General features: G+C 35.3%; 14 protein-coding genes. 7 read left to right on the plus strand and 7 right to left on the minus strand.

The window, feature by feature from the left end; genetic code table 11:
- Positions 1-6: 6 nt before the first annotated feature.
- Both ACQVD9_RS14470 and ACQVD9_RS14475 read left to right on the plus strand, forming a co-directional pair.
- On the plus strand, positions 7-2265 hold the full coding sequence (locus ACQVD9_RS14470; protein WP_264746628.1) for a heavy metal translocating P-type ATPase: 2259 nt from the start codon (positions 7-9) through the stop codon (positions 2263-2265).
- Between the two features lie 106 nt (positions 2266-2371).
- Positions 2372-3250: an EamA family transporter gene (locus ACQVD9_RS14475; RefSeq protein ID WP_264746629.1), complete on the plus strand. Its 879-nt coding sequence runs from the start codon at positions 2372-2374 to the stop codon at positions 3248-3250.
- A gap of 41 nt (positions 3251-3291) precedes the next feature.
- Here the strand turns inward: ACQVD9_RS14475 and acnB are convergent, their stop codons facing one another.
- Positions 3292-5889 (minus strand): bifunctional aconitate hydratase 2/2-methylisocitrate dehydratase, encoded by a 2598-nt coding sequence (gene acnB, locus ACQVD9_RS14480; protein WP_264746630.1) that lies wholly within the window; start codon positions 5887-5889, stop codon positions 3292-3294.
- Positions 5890-6300: 411 nt separating this feature from the next.
- On the minus strand, positions 6301-6600 hold the full coding sequence (locus ACQVD9_RS14485; protein ID WP_264746631.1) for a helix-turn-helix domain-containing protein: 300 nt from the start codon (positions 6598-6600) through the stop codon (positions 6301-6303).
- Positions 6601-6706: 106 nt separating this feature from the next.
- On the opposite strand from ACQVD9_RS14485, the gene ACQVD9_RS14490 reads away from it, so the two are divergent.
- From ACQVD9_RS14490 to ACQVD9_RS14500, 3 genes are all read left to right on the plus strand, one after another.
- The gene (locus ACQVD9_RS14490; protein ID WP_264746632.1) at positions 6707-6883 is read left to right on the plus strand and encodes a hypothetical protein; all 177 of its coding nucleotides are present in this window, start codon (positions 6707-6709) and stop codon (positions 6881-6883) included.
- Between the two features lie 174 nt (positions 6884-7057).
- Entirely contained in the window at positions 7058-8248 is a 1191-nt protein-coding gene (locus tag ACQVD9_RS14495) for an O-antigen ligase family protein (RefSeq protein ID WP_264746633.1), read from the plus strand.
- Positions 8241-9065, plus strand: coding sequence for a glycosyltransferase family 2 protein (locus ACQVD9_RS14500; RefSeq protein WP_264746634.1), 825 nt, complete (start codon positions 8241-8243; stop codon positions 9063-9065). Before ACQVD9_RS14495 ends, ACQVD9_RS14500 begins: the two co-directional genes overlap by 8 nt.
- Positions 9066-9079: 14 nt before the next feature.
- Here the strand turns inward: ACQVD9_RS14500 and mnmC are convergent, their stop codons facing one another.
- The 3 genes from mnmC to ACQVD9_RS14515 form a co-directional block, all read right to left on the minus strand.
- A complete protein-coding gene (gene mnmC, locus ACQVD9_RS14505) occupies positions 9080-11092 on the minus strand; it encodes a bifunctional tRNA (5-methylaminomethyl-2-thiouridine)(34)-methyltransferase MnmC2/FAD-dependent 5-carboxymethylaminomethyl-2-thiouridine(34) oxidoreductase MnmC1 (protein WP_264746635.1) in 2013 nt (670 codons plus the stop codon).
- 172 nt (positions 11093-11264) lie between these two features.
- Positions 11265-12668 (minus strand): glutamate--ammonia ligase, encoded by a 1404-nt coding sequence (gene glnA, locus ACQVD9_RS14510; protein ID WP_264746636.1) that lies wholly within the window; start codon positions 12666-12668, stop codon positions 11265-11267.
- 305 nt (positions 12669-12973) lie between these two features.
- Positions 12974-14377, minus strand: coding sequence for an FAD-binding oxidoreductase (locus ACQVD9_RS14515; protein WP_264746637.1), 1404 nt, complete (start codon positions 14375-14377; stop codon positions 12974-12976).
- A gap of 264 nt (positions 14378-14641) precedes the next feature.
- Here ACQVD9_RS14515 and ACQVD9_RS14520 point away from each other — a divergent pair, with 264 nt between their 5' ends.
- Entirely contained in the window at positions 14642-15559 is a 918-nt protein-coding gene (locus tag ACQVD9_RS14520; protein WP_264746638.1) for a DMT family transporter, read from the plus strand.
- Between the two features lie 21 nt (positions 15560-15580).
- The gene (gene nfi, locus ACQVD9_RS14525) at positions 15581-16279 is read left to right on the plus strand and encodes a deoxyribonuclease V (RefSeq protein WP_264746639.1); all 699 of its coding nucleotides are present in this window, start codon (positions 15581-15583) and stop codon (positions 16277-16279) included.
- Positions 16280-16382: 103 nt separating this feature from the next.
- Here nfi and ACQVD9_RS14530 read toward each other — a convergent pair whose 3' ends face one another.
- Together ACQVD9_RS14530 and ACQVD9_RS14535 are read right to left on the minus strand one after the other, a co-directional pair.
- Positions 16383-16592, minus strand: coding sequence for a hypothetical protein (locus ACQVD9_RS14530; RefSeq protein WP_264746640.1), 210 nt, complete (start codon positions 16590-16592; stop codon positions 16383-16385).
- 192 nt (positions 16593-16784) lie between these two features.
- Entirely contained in the window at positions 16785-17180 is a 396-nt protein-coding gene (locus ACQVD9_RS14535; RefSeq protein ID WP_264746641.1) for a pilin, read from the minus strand.
- Positions 17181-17217: the final 37 nt, after the last annotated feature.

The raw sequence follows: 17217 nt of genomic DNA on the forward strand, positions 1-17217 counted from the left end.
TGAGTTATGAACCAGCAAAAGTTATCTAACATCGATCAAATTGACCTCAATATTCAAGGCATGAGTTGTGCTGCTTGTGTAGGTCGTGTTGAAAGGGCTTTAAAGAAAGTTGATGGCGTAGCTGAGGCAAATGTTAATTTAGCCACTCATAAAGCACATATTACTCTCGCTAAACCTTTAGCTGATGAGTTATTAACCGCTGCTGTTAGCAAAGCTGGTTATGAAGCGCAAGTTATTAAAGAAGATCAACCTGTCATTGATGATAGCCAGCAAGAACAACAAGATATTGATAAACTTAAGTTTGCTTTATTAATTGCTGTTGTTCTCACAGTACCTGTTTTTTTATTGGAAATGGGAGGACACATTTCCTCTACAGTACATCACTTTGTACTCAATACTATTGGTGAACAAAATAGTTGGTATAGCCAATGGTTTCTAACAACACTTGTGATGCTTATTCCTGGCTTTAATTTTTATAAAAAAGGTATCCCTGCTTTACTGCGTTTAGCACCTGATATGAACTCCCTAGTGGCTGTAGGCACACTGGCTGCTTACTGTTATTCAGTAATCGCTACCTTTACGCCTCAATTACTACCGAAAGGAACAGTACATGTTTACTATGAAGCTGCCGCTGTTATTATTACCCTTATCCTTATCGGACGCCTACTAGAAGCAAAAGCCAAAGGACGTACATCACAAGCAATTAAACGATTAGTACAATTACAAGTGAGTCATGCACGAGTACACCGCGATAATCAACTAATAGAAATCCCCATTGAACAAGTACAAGCAAATGATCTTATTGATATTTTACCTGGTGAGAGAATTCCTGTGGATGGTGTAGTAGTTGAGGGAAATAGCTATATCGATGAATCAATGATTACAGGTGAACCTATTCCTGTAAAAAAACAAATAGATGATCCTGTAGTTGGAAGCACTGTAAACCAGAGAGGTGCTCTAACTATTAAAGCCACTAAAGTGGGTAGCGATACCGTTTTAGCCCAAATTATCCGCATGGTTGAACAAGCACAAGGTTCCAAACTACCTATTCAAGCCATTATTGATAAAGTAACCTTATGGTTTGTGCCTACAGTTATGGCTCTTGCTGTTATCACCTTTATTATTTGGATGATCTTTGCTCAAGAATCAGCACTTAGTTTTGCATTAGTTAATGCTGTAGCAGTGCTTATTGTGGCTTGCCCCTGCGCAATGGGTTTAGCAACACCTGTATCGATCATGGTGGGAACAGGACGAGCAGCAGAAGCTGGTATTCTTATTCGCAAAGGTGAAGCATTACAAATATTACGTGATGTACAAGTAGTTGCATTAGATAAAACTGGTACTTTAACCAAAGGGAAACCTGAATTAACTGATTTTATCTGTATTGAAAATTACGATAAAAATACTGCGCTTTCATTAATGGCCTCTTTAGAAGCTAAATCAGAACATCCTATTGCTGAAGCTATTACTCAATACGCTAAACAATTAAATATTACTTTATTACCTATAGAAGATTTTACTACAGTAACAGGCCAAGGCTTACAAGCCTCTAACCAGCAACAAATGGTAAAAGTAGGTACAGCCTATTTTATGCAACAACAAGGTATTGCTACAGAACATTTTAACGATGATATATTACGCCTTGCAAAAGAAGGTAAAACCCCTTTCTATATGGCAGTAGATAACAAATTAGTAGCTATTGCAGCAGTAGCTGATCCTATTAAAGAAACAACACCTAATGCTATTAAAGCTTTACACCAATTAGGCCTAAAAGTGGCGATGATTACGGGTGATAATCGACACACAGCAGAAGCCATTGCCAAACAGCTAGATATTGATCAAGTTGTAGCAGAAGTATTACCTGATGGCAAAGTAACCGCTATTAAAGAACTTAAAAAGCAAGGTAATCTAGTTTTTGTAGGTGATGGCATTAATGATGCTCCTGCGCTAGCTGAAGCCAATATTGGTATTGCTATTGGTACAGGCACTGATATTGCAATAGAAGCGGCAGACGTAGTATTGATGTCTGGTGATTTAATGGGTGTAGTTAAAGCCATTAGCTTATCAAAAGCAACTATCCGTAATATTTATCAAAATATCTTTTGGGCCTTTGCTTACAATACAGCATTAATTCCTATTGCAATGGGTATTCTGTATCCATTCTTTAGTATATTGCTTTCACCTGCAATTGCAGCAGGTGCAATGGCACTGTCTAGTATATTCGTATTAGGCAATGCTTTAAGATTAAAACGGTTTTCTTTATAAAAATTATAGTTTGCTATATAGCAAAACAATATAAAAGAGGCTTTCTATAAAAGGATAATTAAGAGTAAATTAGACACCTTATTTTTATCAAGTTTAGGTTTAACAAATGCCCCTACGCCATTTAATGCTAATTTTTATAGTTATTTTATCTTGGGGTTTTAGTTTCGTAGCTACTAAATTGGGGTTATTATCTGTACCTCCCCTACTTTTTGGGGCGTTAAGATTTGCTACCCTGATTATTCCTGCATTATTTTTCCCATTACCTAAAATTAAATTTTCTTGGTTAATCATCTATGGAATGGTGATGTGTTTTGGACAATTCACTTTTCTATTCACTGCTATTTATTTTGGTATGCCAGCAGGGCTCGCTTCTTTAGTAATGCAATCACAAGCCTTTTTTACCATTATTATGGGAGCTTTTATATTAAAGGAATTTATTAGACCACAAACTTTATTAGGTTTAGCCATCGCCGTTATTGGTTTGATTATTATAGGTTATGATGCTGGAACTAATGCAACACTTATAGGATTACTATTAACTCTTTGTGCTGGTCTCTCATGGGCAACAGGCAATATCTTAATCAAGAAATTACAGCCAGTGAATACCTTGCACTTAACTATTTGGGGTGGAGTTGTTTCTGTCATTCCCCTAATTGCCTGCTCAATAATATTTGAAGGTGTTACAACGATTAAAGACAGTATTTTAAATATAAACCTTACCACTATACTTTCCGTTCTCTATTTAGGCTTTATTGCTACTTTATTAGCCTATGGGCTATGGGCACAAATGCTGTCACGTTATGCTGCCAGTATTGTTGCACCTTTTTCATTATTAGTGCCAATAATAGGTATGAGTAGTAGCGCATGGTTCTTAAATGAACATCTTACTACCCTTGAAATTATAGGCTCAATTGCTGTAATGATTGGTCTTTGTGTAAATGTATTTGGTTATCGATTATTTTTCTTTTTTAAACGCCCACAATAAAAATGGCGACTATAAAGTCGCCATTTTTTGTAGCTTATGATTTAGGCTATTTTTACATCAATTTTGGCATTTTCGGCCGCTTTAACATAATTAGTCATTTGATCGAAATTTAAATAGCGATAAATCTCTGGAGCCATTGTGTTAATAGTGTCTGCATATTGCATATATTCTTGTACTGTAGGTAATTTACCTAAAGTAGCGGCTACAGAAGCAAGCTCTGCAGAAGATAAATATACATTAGCACCATCGCCTAAACGGTTAGGGAAGTTACGAGTTGAAGTAGAAACTACTGTACTATTAGGTTCAACACGCGCTTGGTTACCCATACATAATGAACAACCAGGAACTTCTGTACGAGCACCTACACGACCAAAGATACTGTAGTAACCTTCTTCAATCAACTGATATTGATCCATTCTAGTTGGTGGCACAATCCATAAACGAGTAGGAATATGCTTAACTTTTTCAAGTAACTTACCAGCGGCACGGAAATGACCAATATTAGTCATACATGAACCAATAAATACTTCATCCACTTTATCACCAGCTACTGTTGATAATAAACGAGCATCATCTGGATCATTAGGAGCACAAAGAATAGGCTCTTTTACATCAGCTAGATCAATTTCAATCACTGCTGCATATTCAGCATCTTTATCGGCTTCTAACAATTCTGGATTAGCTAACCACTCTTCCATTTTCTTAGCACGACGTTCAATAGTACGCGCATCGCCATAACCTTGATCAATCATCCAACGCAATAAAGTGATGTTAGATTTTAGGTATTCAGCAATCGCTGATTCTGGAAGTTTAATAGTACAACCAGCCGCAGAACGTTCAGCAGAAGCATCAGAAAGCTCAAATGCTTGCTCAACTGTTAAGTGGTCTAAACCTTCAATTTCTAAGATACGACCAGAGAAAATATTTTTCTTACCTTTCTTCTCAACAGTTAATAAACCTTGTTGAATTGCATAGTAAGGAATTGCATGTACTAAGTCACGTAATGTGATGCCTGGTTGCATTTTGCCTTTAAAGCGCACTAACACCGACTCAGGCATATCCAATGGCATAACACCAGTAGCAGCTGCGAAAGCAACTAGACCAGAACCCGCTGGGAAAGAAATACCCATTGGGAAACGCGTATGCGAGTCGCCACCGGTACCTACAGTATCTGGCAATACCATACGGTTTAACCAGCTATGAATAATACCATCGCCAGGACGTAAAGAAACACCACCACGATTACGAATAAAGTCAGGTAAGGTATGTTGCGTAGTTACATCAATTGGTTTTGGATAAGCAGCTGTATGACAGAAAGACTGCATTACTAAATCAGCAGAGAAACCTAAACAGGCTAAATCTTTTAACTCATCACGAGTCATAGGTCCTGTAGTATCTTGCGAGCCTACACTTGTCATTTTTGGTTCACAGTAAGTACCTGGACGGATACCTGCTACACCACATGCACGACCAACAATCTTCTGTGCTAAAGAGAAACCTTTACCAGAGTCAGCTGGTACTTCTGGTTTCTTAAATACATCTGAATGACCTAAACCTAGCTCGGTACGCGCTTTATCAGTTAAACCACGACCAATAATTAAAGGAATACGACCACCAGCACGAACTTCATCTAACAACACAGGTGTTTTAAGCTCAAAAGTTGTTATTACTTCATCACTATCATGCTTAGTTACTTTACCCTCATAAGGATAAAGATCGATTAAGTCGCCCATATTAAGGTTAGATACATCAAACTCAATAGGTAACGCGCCAGCATCTTCCATTGTGTTATAGAAAATAGGAGCAATCTTAGTACCAAAGCAGAAACCACCTTCACGCTTGTTAGGTACATAAGGGATATCTTCACCAAAATACCAAAGCACTGAGTTAGTGGCTGATTTACGAGAAGAACCTGTGCCTACCACGTCACCGACATAAGCAACAGGATAACCTTTAGCTTTAACTTCTTCGATTTGTTTTAAAGGTCCTACGCTGCCTGGTTGAACTGGTTCAATACCATCACGTGCCATTTTTAACATAGCTAAAGCATGTAAAGGGATATCTGGGCGAGACCATGCATCAGGTGCAGGTGAAAGGTCATCTGTATTGGTTTCACCAGGTACTTTAAATACAGCAATAGTTACTTTTTCTGGTAGTGCTTTACGTGAAGTAAACCACTCAGCATTAGCCCAAGACTCTAATACCGCTTTAGCGTTAGCATTGCCTGCTTTAGCTTTCTCAGCCACATCATGGAATGCATCAAACATTAATAGCGTATGCTTTAACTCATCCGCTGCTAGGCTAGCTAACTCGCTATTATCTAATAGCCCAACCAAAGTGTTAATATTATAACCACCTTGCATTGAACCTAATAATTTAACTGCTAATTGTTTATTAATTAATGGTGAACTGGTTTCACCTTTAGCAATAGCTGATAAAAAGCCAGCTTTTACATAAGCGGCTTCATCCACCCCAGGTGGAACACGATTACTAATTAAATCTACTAAAAATGCTTCCTCACCCTTTGGCGGATTTTTTAATAATTCTACTAGCTGGGCTGTTTGGTCAGCAGTTAACGGTTGAGGAACAACTCCCATTGCAGCACGTTCGGCTACATGTTTACGATAAGCTTCAAGCACGGTATTACCCTCTTTGTGATTCTTAGGCTGGATAATTTATGATTAGGATTTCCAGCTTTCCCATTAAGACCCTTTATAGGAAGCTGTTTTCAAAGTTTTACGTGGAATAAAGAGGGGTTCCAAGATAATACTCGTGACGCTTTGAAAACAGCTTCTATGATACAAAAGAACCTGATCTTTGTTATTTTAGTACAATCTACTCATAAAGTTAAGTAAGGATAGCAACATACGCCAGTAACCATTGTTTAAAATCCCTGTACTAAAAAGAATAAAATTTTGTCTACAATCAGTGAGACATCTAAATAGACAACAAAATTTCTAATAATTTCCATATCTATTATTAATTTTTAGTATAGTAACTATTATTTATTAGTATGATCTTCATAATTTAAACAAAAACCTACTAAAAGATTAATCACTACTCTCTGTTAAAAGATTTAGGATAATTATTTTTTTCTTTAAGAGAGCTTGCCTAAATAAACCAATTAACTCAATTTCATCTTTAGAAAACTCATCTCTTCTACCAGTAACGATATATAAAATATCAACACCATTTTGATAAATTTTTTCTAAATAATCTATGTCTGGTTTTCGCTTATTTTTCTCATAATTGAATTGAGCTATCTTAGCCACCCCACCCAATTGACCAAACTCTTCTTGTGAAAGATTCAAACGTAATCTTTCTTCTTTTAACCGTTCCCCTACACTCATAAGGAATATATTTACCTTGATTGTTATTCAAATGAATAATAAACTCTATTGAAAGTGGATAATTTACAACATAACGAAACCTAACAATACTTAAGGAAATTATGTCATGTCGACTCAATTGAAACAAGCAAAGCGCCCCTATAAAGAATATTTAGTACGCTTGTCTTTAGATGATGCTCTTCGGTTTGACAACGAAGCAAAAGGTAAAGGATTAAAGGGAGGCACATACATGCGATTACTAATTCTAGAAAATATGAAAACCAAGAACTCCTCAAATCAGTAGTATTTTTTAATTTTTCACTACTTTTAGAGAGGGCAATATGTTGCTTTATAATGGTTCCATATAGTCATAACCATCATTACATAAAGCCTGTTTAAACAATTTTACTCCACAAGGATAACTTCTATTTGTTCATCCTTAGGGAACGTTTTATCAAAAAAATGGAACAGTCTATTTATGAATAACTCTCGAGAATTATTTTTTATAAATAATTTATTCCAATATGGCGTTATCATGCTTATTGTTGGTTTAGCTATACTCCCTTATAAACTTTATTCACAATTATTGAACATTTTTCTTTATCTACCCGCCATTTGTTTAATAATTATTTATCATAAATCATTACTTAGAAATATTAGAACGACTCCCGTATTATGGTTTTTTATTGTTCTCATTGTATGGGCAGCTATTACTACCAATTGGTCACAAGAAATTCAAAAAATAAGAGAATTAAAAAGACTCGTTTACATCATAATTTTTATCTTAGGTTGTGTTGTATGGAACCTTAAACAACCTAAGAAATTTGAAAACACACTATTTATTAGCAGCTTACTACTAGCCGCCTGCGCACTTATTGCTATGTTACTATGGCCATGGCGCAATCCTCTTATTGCAGACCGCATGGCTGCTTTCAATACACTAGAGAACCCCATTATTGCCAGTTATGCTATGGGTATTGCATTTGTCATACTGCATCTTCATAACTGTAATAAAAACGCTTTTATCCAAATTATTCGTTTTTTTGCACTGTTAGTACTTTTAGCTTTTATTATCTGGACAGGTAGTAGAGGGGCTATTGGTAGTTTAGTCATCTATTTACTATTAAGTTTTTTTTGGCTAAAACAACAACAAAAACCGTGGTTTATTTTTATTATTTTATCTGGCTGTATATTATTGTTAATTTTTTCAAGCCACTTACTCTTTGAAAGAGGTTTTTCTTATCGCCCTGCTATTCTACTAACCTCATTGCAAATGATTATAGAAAACCCAATGGGAATAGGATTAGCTACACCTTACCAAATACCATTTACAGTGCAACTTGTATTCTCTCATAGCCATAATTTATTTCTTCATATAGGTATAGGGCTAGGTATGCCAGGACTTATCCTTTATTTAATCTTATGGGTTAATACAGGCTGGCAAGCATGGAAAAATCGCAGTCTACCTATTGGTAAATTACTATTAGGAATTTTTATTTTTTCCTCAATAGCCTTACAGTTTGATGGGATATATTTATGGGATAAGCCGAATGGAATTTGGCTAATGACTTGGTTACCTATTGCTATAGGGTTCTATCTAACTAATCAAAAAACAATATATCAGCCTCATCAGAAAATCAATTTAGAAAACTCTAATCAACATGCCTAAAATATCAGTCATTATACCTGTTTATAATTGTGAGCAATATTTGGATGAAACTTTATCTAGTGTTTTATCATCATCTTTGACTGATATTGAAGTTATTATTGTAGATGATGGCTCATTAGATGATAGTTATAACAAATGTCTAATTTGGGCTAATAAAGACTCTCGCATTAAACTAATAAAGCAAACCAATAAAGGCGTTGTTACAGCAAGAAATAATGCTATACAGATTGCTCAAAGTGAATATATTTTTCCTTTAGATGCCGATGATAGAATTCATCCTTATTGTTTAGAAAAATTGTTAACCACTATAGAAACTAATCATTATGATGTAGTCTACTCTCAAGTAGAATTTTTTGGTACAAAAACAGGGATTTTTAAACTTCCAAAAGCTATCCCAGAAGAAATGATACAACGAAATGTTGTAGTCTGCTCTGCTCTTTATAAAAAGTCTGATTGGCAAAAATATTGTGGTTATGACATGGCATGTCATAACGGCTATGAAGATTGGGAGTTTTGGTTAAACTTTGTTGCTGATAATAAAAAATTTTATCGAATAGATGAGATATTATTTTTTTATAGAATAAGATCTAACTCAAGAAACAATATAATAATCAAAAAAGACTTTCAATATATTTACAGCTACATCAAACAAAAACATCAGAGTTTGTATAATGCTTATTATAAAAAAGTTAAAACCATTAATTTTCTTAACAAACTCTTCAAAATCTTAAAAAGCCCTATAACTATATTTCTTAATAAATCACAAAAGGAAAAATGGAAAAACTTTAGAATTCCCTATCGTATTAGAAGAAAATAATTCATTACCTAATGTCACTCTTGATTACGTCTAAAATATTTAAGTTCTCTTATATAAAATCGATTAGGATGACATGCTTCCATTAAATCTTGCTCGATTGGAAAAGGTTCATTTTCCATCCAACTCGCTAACATTTCACCACATAAGGGAGCAGTTATTAAACCTCTAGAACCATGTGCTACATTTAAAAATAATCCTCTTATCCAATGGCAAGGTATATTGGGTGTTTTTTTAGAATCTTTAATTAAAACCTGATAATCATGTAAAAAAGTATCTCTATCTGCAATAGGCCCCACTAGAGGTAAATAGTCAGTCGCTGTACAACGATAAGCTGCCCGCCCTTCTAAACTATTTATGTCCAAATGATCTACTTGTAACCGATCACCCAAATCTAAAGATATTGTTTTTAATGTTTGGATATTTTCTCGATGCTCTTTGTTACTCAATGCTAAATCTGCTGCATGAAAGTTAAAGGTAGCACCTAAACAATGTTTACTGTCTCTCGCTGGAGAAATATAACCATCACTGCATACTATTGTTGATAATGCTTGACTACTATCAGTTACAGGTAACTCTGTGGTTTGTCCTCGAATAGCTTTAATAGGCAACTTATTAGTCATCATAAATTGCTTAGTGTCAGCTGCCCCCGCCAAGACAACAATATCAGCAGTAGCTAAAGTATTTTCACCACTTAAAACATTCCAATGTGTTACTTGATAATCCAACGATACTACATTTTGATTACACAACACTTTAATATTTGGGTGATCTAATAATGCCTGGCATAACTTACGGGGTTTAACCCAACAGCCTTCTGGAAAAAATAAACCATTATTATTAACAGTTAGGCCTGCTAACTGATTTGCTTGTTGTTGATCAACTGGATATAACAATGAAGATGAAAAAGCTTCTGCTAGTTGTTGTTGGCGTTTTTGTTCTTTATCATCAAAAGCTAATTGTAGAACACCACAATCTTGCCAGTCTTCATTTTTAGTTAATTTTCCTTGATTTGTTAGAGACTCTAGTAAACGTCGGGTATAACCAAAACCCTCTATTAATAAGCGTGACTGTAGTGTTTGATGAGCAGATAATTTTAAATAAAGTATCCCCTGCGCGTTACCTGACCCTTCCAAAGCAATATCATGATTACGCTCTAATACTGTAACCTGCCACCCTCTAGCGGCTAAACTAGCTGCTGACGAAGCCCCTGCCACACCTGCACCAATAACAATAGCAGTTCGATTAGCAAAGTTTGTTTCAGCAAGACGGCTATACCAAGGAGGTGTTATATTACGACGATTAGGTCTAGATTCTATTACTCCTTGAAAATGTCCGTAAAGCATTTCTCGTTTATTAGCAAATCCTTTATCTTTTGCAACAACAAAACCAGCTTCCTGCAAGCCTCTACGCACAAAGCCTGCACTAGTAAAAGTAGCTAAGGTAGTATTAATTTTTGATAGGCGAGCTAACTGTTTAAATAAATCATCTGTCCACATTTGTGGATTTTTTGCAGGCGAGAAACCATCTAAAAACCATGCATCCACTTTAGCATTTAACTTAGGTAACTGTTCATGTACATCACCGACTAATAATGTTAACGCTACTCTACCATTAGCAAAAATAAAATTCTGGTAGCCTTCATGAATAGCGACATATTGGTTAATTAATTCTTTACTGAATTTAGCCAAATCATCCCACAAACTTAGTGCTTGCCCTAAGTCTTGTATAGTCAAAGGGTATTTTTCAACACTAATATAATGTAACCTAGCATGATGAGGAGCTACTTCTTCAAATAATTGCCAAGCAGATAAAAAATTTAACCCAGAACCGAAACCTGTTTCACCAATAACAAAACAGTTATTATTTTTTAAATTTCTAAAACGTTCTAATAAATTATTATGTTTTAAGAAAACATAATAGGTTTCATCTAGACCAGATGTTTTAGAAAAGTAGATATCATCAAACTCAGTTGAAACAGGCTGCCCTTGTTCATCCCAAGTTAATTTAGCATAGGTTGTTTTAGTCATCGCTATTAATAATCAAAAATACTATAGCGTTAATTATACATGGAATAAATTAAATGATATTGTTGAAGGTGGTTAAAAAAGAAAACCCCATAAATCACTTTATGAGGTTTTACTTTATTTAGCCTTTTAAAGCTATTGTCCCTGAAAACTATGCTGTATTTCTACTAAACGCTTAAACGCTGTAGTACAAATCGTACTCTAATGGATGTACGAATGTCCTTACTTTGATTTCTTCAGCAGATTTTAGTTCAATAAATGCGTCAATAAATTCATCACTGAATACACCACCCTTTGTTAAGAACGCACGATCAGCATCTAATGCTTCTAATGCTTCTTTTAAGCTACCACACACTTGTGGAATTGCTTTTGACTCTTCTGGTGGTAAATCATATAAGTTTTTATCTGCTGCATCACCAGGATGGATTTTATTTTGAATACCATCTAAACCAGCCATTAATAATGCTGCAAAAGCTAAATAGGGGTTAGCTGCTGGATCTGGGAAACGCGCCTCAATACGACGGCCTCTTGGATTATTCACATAAGGAATACGAATAGAAGCTGAACGGTTACGTGCCGAATAAGCGAGCATTACAGGTGCTTCAAAACCAGGAACTAAACGCTTATAAGAGTTAGTAGATGGGTTAGTAAAACCATTTAATGCTTTACCATGTTTGATGATACCGCCAATAAAGTATAAAGCTGTTTCAGAAAGGCCTGCATAACCATCACCAGCAAAGGTATTTTTACCATCTTTTGCAATAGACATATGCACATGCATACCTGAACCATTATCACCATACAAAGGTTTAGGCATGAAGGTAGCTGTTTTACCATAAATATCTGCTACATTATGGATTACATATTTTAAAGTTTGTACTTCATCTGCTTTAGTCACTAGTGTGTTGAATTTAACACCAATTTCATTTTGACCTGCTGTAGCCACTTCATGGTGATGAACTTCAACTTCTAAACCCATTTCTTCCAATGCATTACACATTGCTGTACGGATTTCATGGTCATGATCAACAGGAGGTACTGGGAAGTAACCACCTTTTACACCTGGACGGTGGCCTCTGTTACCATCTTCAAAATCAGCATCTGTATTCCAAGAAGCTTGTTCAGAATAAATTTTAAACATTGAACCAGAAATATCTGATTTATATTTTACTTCATCAAAAATAAAGAATTCTGGCTCTGGACCAACAAAAACTGTATCACCAATCCCAGTTGATTTTAAATATTCTTCTGCACGTCTTGCGATACCACGAGGATCACGATCATAACCTTGCATGGTAGAAGGTTCAATAATATCGCAAACTAGAATTAAGGTAGGATCAGTAGTAAATGGATCGATCACAGCTGAGCTATCATCTGGCATTAAAATCATGTCAGAAGCTTCAATTCCTTTCCAACCTGCAATAGATGAACCATCAAACATTTGTCCAGACTCAAAAAAGTCTTCATCAACAACATGAGCTGGAATAGTAACGTGCTGTTGCTTGCCCTTAGTATCTGTAAAACGCAAATCAACCCACTTTACATTATGTTCTTTAATTAGTTGTACCGCTTTTGACATGTTATTCTCCAAGAAATATAGCTGGATTATTTAGGCAGTCCCAGCAAATCAACACCAAGTAAACTGTTAGTTTAGAAACCTTTACTAGTAAATAGCAAATTATATGCCATCCTTAATTATTAATAGAGAATCGCTTACTTAGATAATTGCATAACTCTATCTATTAATAAAAGAACTAAACAACGCACCAAAATAATACTTATAAACAATATAATGCATCAAGTAGGTGCAGAAAATTATTGAGCTATCATAACATGGTTAAATATAAAGAGTAGATGGGTTTTTACACTAATCGCTAACAAGCATCATGTATTTTTTAAATGTACTATTTTCCCAGGATTTAAGATATTTTTTGGGTCAAAAGCACGCTTTAAAGCACGCATCATATCCAAAGCATCTTCACCATGTTCTTCCACTAAGAAAGACATTTTATGTACACCTACACCATGCTCCCCCGTACAAGTTCCGTCCATTTCAATAGCACGTTGCACTATGCCGTGATTAATACGCTCCATCTCCGCAACCTCCTCTGAATTATGCCGATCAATCAATAAAATAACATGATAATTACCATCCCCCACATGTCCTACAATAGTGTAAGGAATGGTTGACTTAGCTAACTCCTGAATAGTTATATCAATACTCTCTGCTAGCCTAGAAATAGGTACACAGACATCTGTACTTACACCACGACAACCAGGTTTTAATTGCATAGAAGCAAAAAACGCATTATGTCTAGCAGTCCATAACTTACTACGGTCTTCCGTTTGTGTTGCCCAACTAAAATCTAGACCACCACTTTCTTTAGCTATCTCTTGCACCATAGTGGCTTGCTCTTCAACACTTGCAGGCGTACCATGAAATTCAAACAACAATACAGGGGATTCTTTCAAAGAAAGTTGGCTATATTGATTAACTGCATTAACAGCCGCAGTATCCATAATTTCCACGCGGGCAATTGGGATACCCATTTGAATAGTACTAATGACACACTGCACAGCGTCTTGTACAGTAGGGAAACTACAAATAGCAGCAGAGATTCCCTCTGGTTGAACATGTAACTTAACAGTCACCTCAGTAATAATACCTAGAGTTCCCTCACTCCCCACAAAAATAGCTGTTAAATCATAACCTGCAGCAGACTTTTTAGCACGACTAGCAGTACGTATTACTTTACCTTCCGCAGTAACTACTGTTAAAGAAAGTACATTATCCCGCATTGTTCCATAACGCACAGCATTGGTACCTGAAGCACGAGTAGCAGCCATACCACCAATAGAGGCATCTGCACCAGGATCAATGGGGAAGAACAAACCTGTATGACGAATTTCTTGATTTAATTGTTTACGAGTTACGCCAGCTTGCACAGTAGCGGTTAAATCCTCTGGATTAATGGCAACAACCTGATTCATTTCAGAGAAATCAATGGTTACTCCACCTGAAAAAGGCAATACATGCCCTTCAATGGAAGAGCCGACACCAAAAGGAATAACAGGCACTTCATACTCATTACATAACTTAACTACCGTCACTACATCTTCTGTAGAACGTGCAAACACCACCGCATCTGGAGGACAAATATCATACATTGACTCATCACGCCCATGATGTTCTCTTACGGCTAATGCAGTGGATACTTGATCACCTAAGGAAAGCTTTAATGCATTTAAAAAAAGATCAGGTAATGGTTTTCTAGTATGAGTATTCATTTCTATCCTACAAAGATAACTAATAATCAAAATAACACAAAGCTAAGACGGTAATTAATACAAATAGTTTCCCATAAACAAAGCATCCTAAAAGAATCATGACTATTTACTTAAGAAGCTAATAGTTACTATCGTCTTTACTATAAAACAGAGTTATCATAATAATCCTTTGTAAAACCAAATACTAACAGCCAACTACAATAGATAACTTATAGCTGACTTCTTTAGTATTCCCACTTTTTAAAATAAACATTAGAGCGTGTTATGCGTAAATCTGCTGATTTTTTTATGTTTCAAGTAATGCTTATACTTTGTGTTACTTGGGGATTACAACAAATCGCTATTAAACTAGTGGTGGGAGATATTGCTACCATTGTACAAGCCAGTCTACGCTCAGGTATTGCTGCTTTTTTAGTAGCTATTGTATTAGTTATTAAAGGAGGTTGGCAGCCTTCATGGCAAGGTACTTCTAAAGCAGGTATGGTGGTGGGATTACTATTTGCTAGTGAATTTTTATTTATTGCACTTGGTTTACAATATACCTCTGCCTCACACATGGCCGTATTTCTTTATACAGCTCCCATTTTTTCTGCCTTAGGATTAAACTTTTTTGTTGCCAGCGAACGCTTAAAGCCTTTGCAATGGCTTGGTATTACTGTCTGCTTTATTGGGGTACTAGTGGCTTTTGGTGGTAGCATTTCCTTTAGTGAAATGAATACCACGATATTACTAGGTGACTTATTTGGATTACTTGCAGGTATTGCATGGGGAGCAACTACGGTAGTAGTACGATCAACTAAACTCTCTGAAGCACCAGCCAGTCTAACTTTATTTTATCAACTATTTATTGCTTTTATTTCACTACTACTGATTGCATTAGTAACAGGACAATTTGCTACGTTTAACTTAACACCTATGTCTGTGAGTAGTTTACTGTTCCAAGGTGTTATTGTTTCTTTTGTCAGCTACTTAGTATGGTTCTGGTTACTACGCCAATATTTAGCCAATAATTTAGCCGTATTTTCTTTTATGACCCCTATGTTTGGTGTAACTTTTGGTGTATTAATACTAGGCGAAAAGCTTACAATTAACTTTATTATAGGCGCAATTCTTATTTTACTAGGTATCCTTCTAGTAAGTGGTGAGGCAGCATTAACACGTTTTATTAAAGGTTTAAATTAGTTAAAATAAACAGAGGTAACAATGATATTGCATCAATGGACACAAAACCCTCAAGAAGCAATTACTATACAAAAACAACTAGCATCGCAAGTGGAAAGAACAGACCAACTCCCTGCTACTATTAACTATATTGCAGGCGTAGATATAGGTTTTGAACAACAAAATGACACCACCTTAACCCGTGCAGTTATTGTCGTATTAGAATATCCCTCACTTAAAGTAGTGGACTATGCACTCCATCGTGAAGTAACAAGAATGCCCTATATCCCAGGGTTATTATCTTTTAGAGAAGTGCCAGCAGCTATTGCCGCCTTTCAGCAACTTAAACAACAACCAGACTTAATTATGGTAGATGGACAAGGCATTGCTCACCCTCGTCGTTTAGGCGTAGCCTCTCATCTAGGCTTATGGCTAGATATTCCTACTATTGGTGTGGCTAAAAAAAGACTCTGTGGAAAATACCAAACTGTTCCTGAACATAAAGGAAACTGGGTACCACTAGAAGATAAAGGAGAAACAATTGGTGCTGTATTGCGCTCAAAAGATAATATTAATCCACTCTTTATCTCTATAGGCCACCGTATTTGCTTAGATTCTGCGATTAATTGGGTAACTAATTGCTTAACAAAATACAAACTTCCTGAACCCACTAGACAAGCAGACCGTTTAGCATCAAGACGGGTAGCAGAAGAACGTATCTTTAAAGAATGGAATATATAGCTGTTTTTATATAATTTTAGACTAGGCGAATGGACAAAGACAGTACAACTAGTACGACAAGGGCATTCAACAACGTATAAAATTATAAGGCAATAGCTATAAATTAACGTTTTCTTGGTTTAAAGCGCTTAACAGACCAATATTCAAATGCTGTAAAAATAGCTACCAAAATAGCCACAATAGCTACTGTTTCCATTAACCATACCATTTTAAAAGTTAATGCGACAACAATAAGCACTAAACAAACAATAACCAATCGAATCCCTGATGTAATTAAAAGCCTCGAACGTCTAACACGTCGTCCAATCTTCATAGCTACTTGTTACCTTTTTTATTAATCTCATTGTTATTTTTAACATAATGGGAAATAAATGCAAGATTATAATAAGCGAAACAACGTTTAATTCAAATTATAATGCTTACTTAAAAATTAAGAGATTAACAAATCTATTAATCTCTTAACGTAAAATTTATTTTTGAATTTTTAAAAGAATCTTATCTAAACTTAATGGCATGCATTTATAATAGACTCGTACCATACATCTGTAGAACATTTCCAATATTTTACAGAGCGATCCTCATTAAAAACTGCCTCTAAAGTAAGCTTTTTTCCTCCAACCGTTGGGGATCGCTCAGCTATATTAGCCACTATTAAACAAGTATTTTCATCAATTCCTTTTTTTAAATTGATTACTGATAAAAATTTATTAACATGTTCTCCCTCCTCCTCAGGGCAATACCCATTATCTTTATAAAACTCCTCTACTTGTTTTTTAAATCTATTAGTTTCATTAAAAGCTTCTTTCATAATTCCTTTACTCATTTGATAGTAGTAAATCATAAAGACTAAAAATATTATTAAAAATATCAAAACTATCACCGCTATTTTTTTATATTTCATAATTAACTCTTAATAAATCTTTTTAATAATTTTCTTT

Source organism: Entomomonas sp. E7T21 (assembly GCF_058693955.1).

Coding starts and splice junctions, on each gene's coding strand:
- ACQVD9_RS14490 (WP_264746632.1), top strand. CDS start 6,707: ATGTCGACTCAATTGAAACAAGCAAAGCGCCCCTATAAAGAATATTTA.
- ACQVD9_RS14520 (WP_264746638.1), top strand. CDS start 14,642: ATGCGTAAATCTGCTGATTTTTTTATGTTTCAAGTAATGCTTATACTT.
- glnA (WP_264746636.1), bottom strand. CDS start 12,668: ATGTCAAAAGCGGTACAACTAATTAAAGAACATAATGTAAAGTGGGTT.
- ACQVD9_RS14470 (WP_264746628.1), top strand. CDS start 7: ATGAACCAGCAAAAGTTATCTAACATCGATCAAATTGACCTCAATATT.
- ACQVD9_RS14515 (WP_264746637.1), bottom strand. CDS start 14,377: ATGAATACTCATACTAGAAAACCATTACCTGATCTTTTTTTAAATGCA.
- ACQVD9_RS14495 (WP_264746633.1), top strand. CDS start 7,058: ATGAATAACTCTCGAGAATTATTTTTTATAAATAATTTATTCCAATAT.
- nfi (WP_264746639.1), top strand. CDS start 15,581: ATGATATTGCATCAATGGACACAAAACCCTCAAGAAGCAATTACTATA.
- ACQVD9_RS14500 (WP_264746634.1), top strand. CDS start 8,241: ATGCCTAAAATATCAGTCATTATACCTGTTTATAATTGTGAGCAATAT.
- ACQVD9_RS14485 (WP_264746631.1), bottom strand. CDS start 6,600: ATGAGTGTAGGGGAACGGTTAAAAGAAGAAAGATTACGTTTGAATCTT.
- ACQVD9_RS14530 (WP_264746640.1), bottom strand. CDS start 16,592: ATGAAGATTGGACGACGTGTTAGACGTTCGAGGCTTTTAATTACATCA.
- ACQVD9_RS14475 (WP_264746629.1), top strand. CDS start 2,372: ATGCCCCTACGCCATTTAATGCTAATTTTTATAGTTATTTTATCTTGG.
- mnmC (WP_264746635.1), bottom strand. CDS start 11,092: ATGACTAAAACAACCTATGCTAAATTAACTTGGGATGAACAAGGGCAG.
- ACQVD9_RS14535 (WP_264746641.1), bottom strand. CDS start 17,180: ATGAAATATAAAAAAATAGCGGTGATAGTTTTGATATTTTTAATAATA.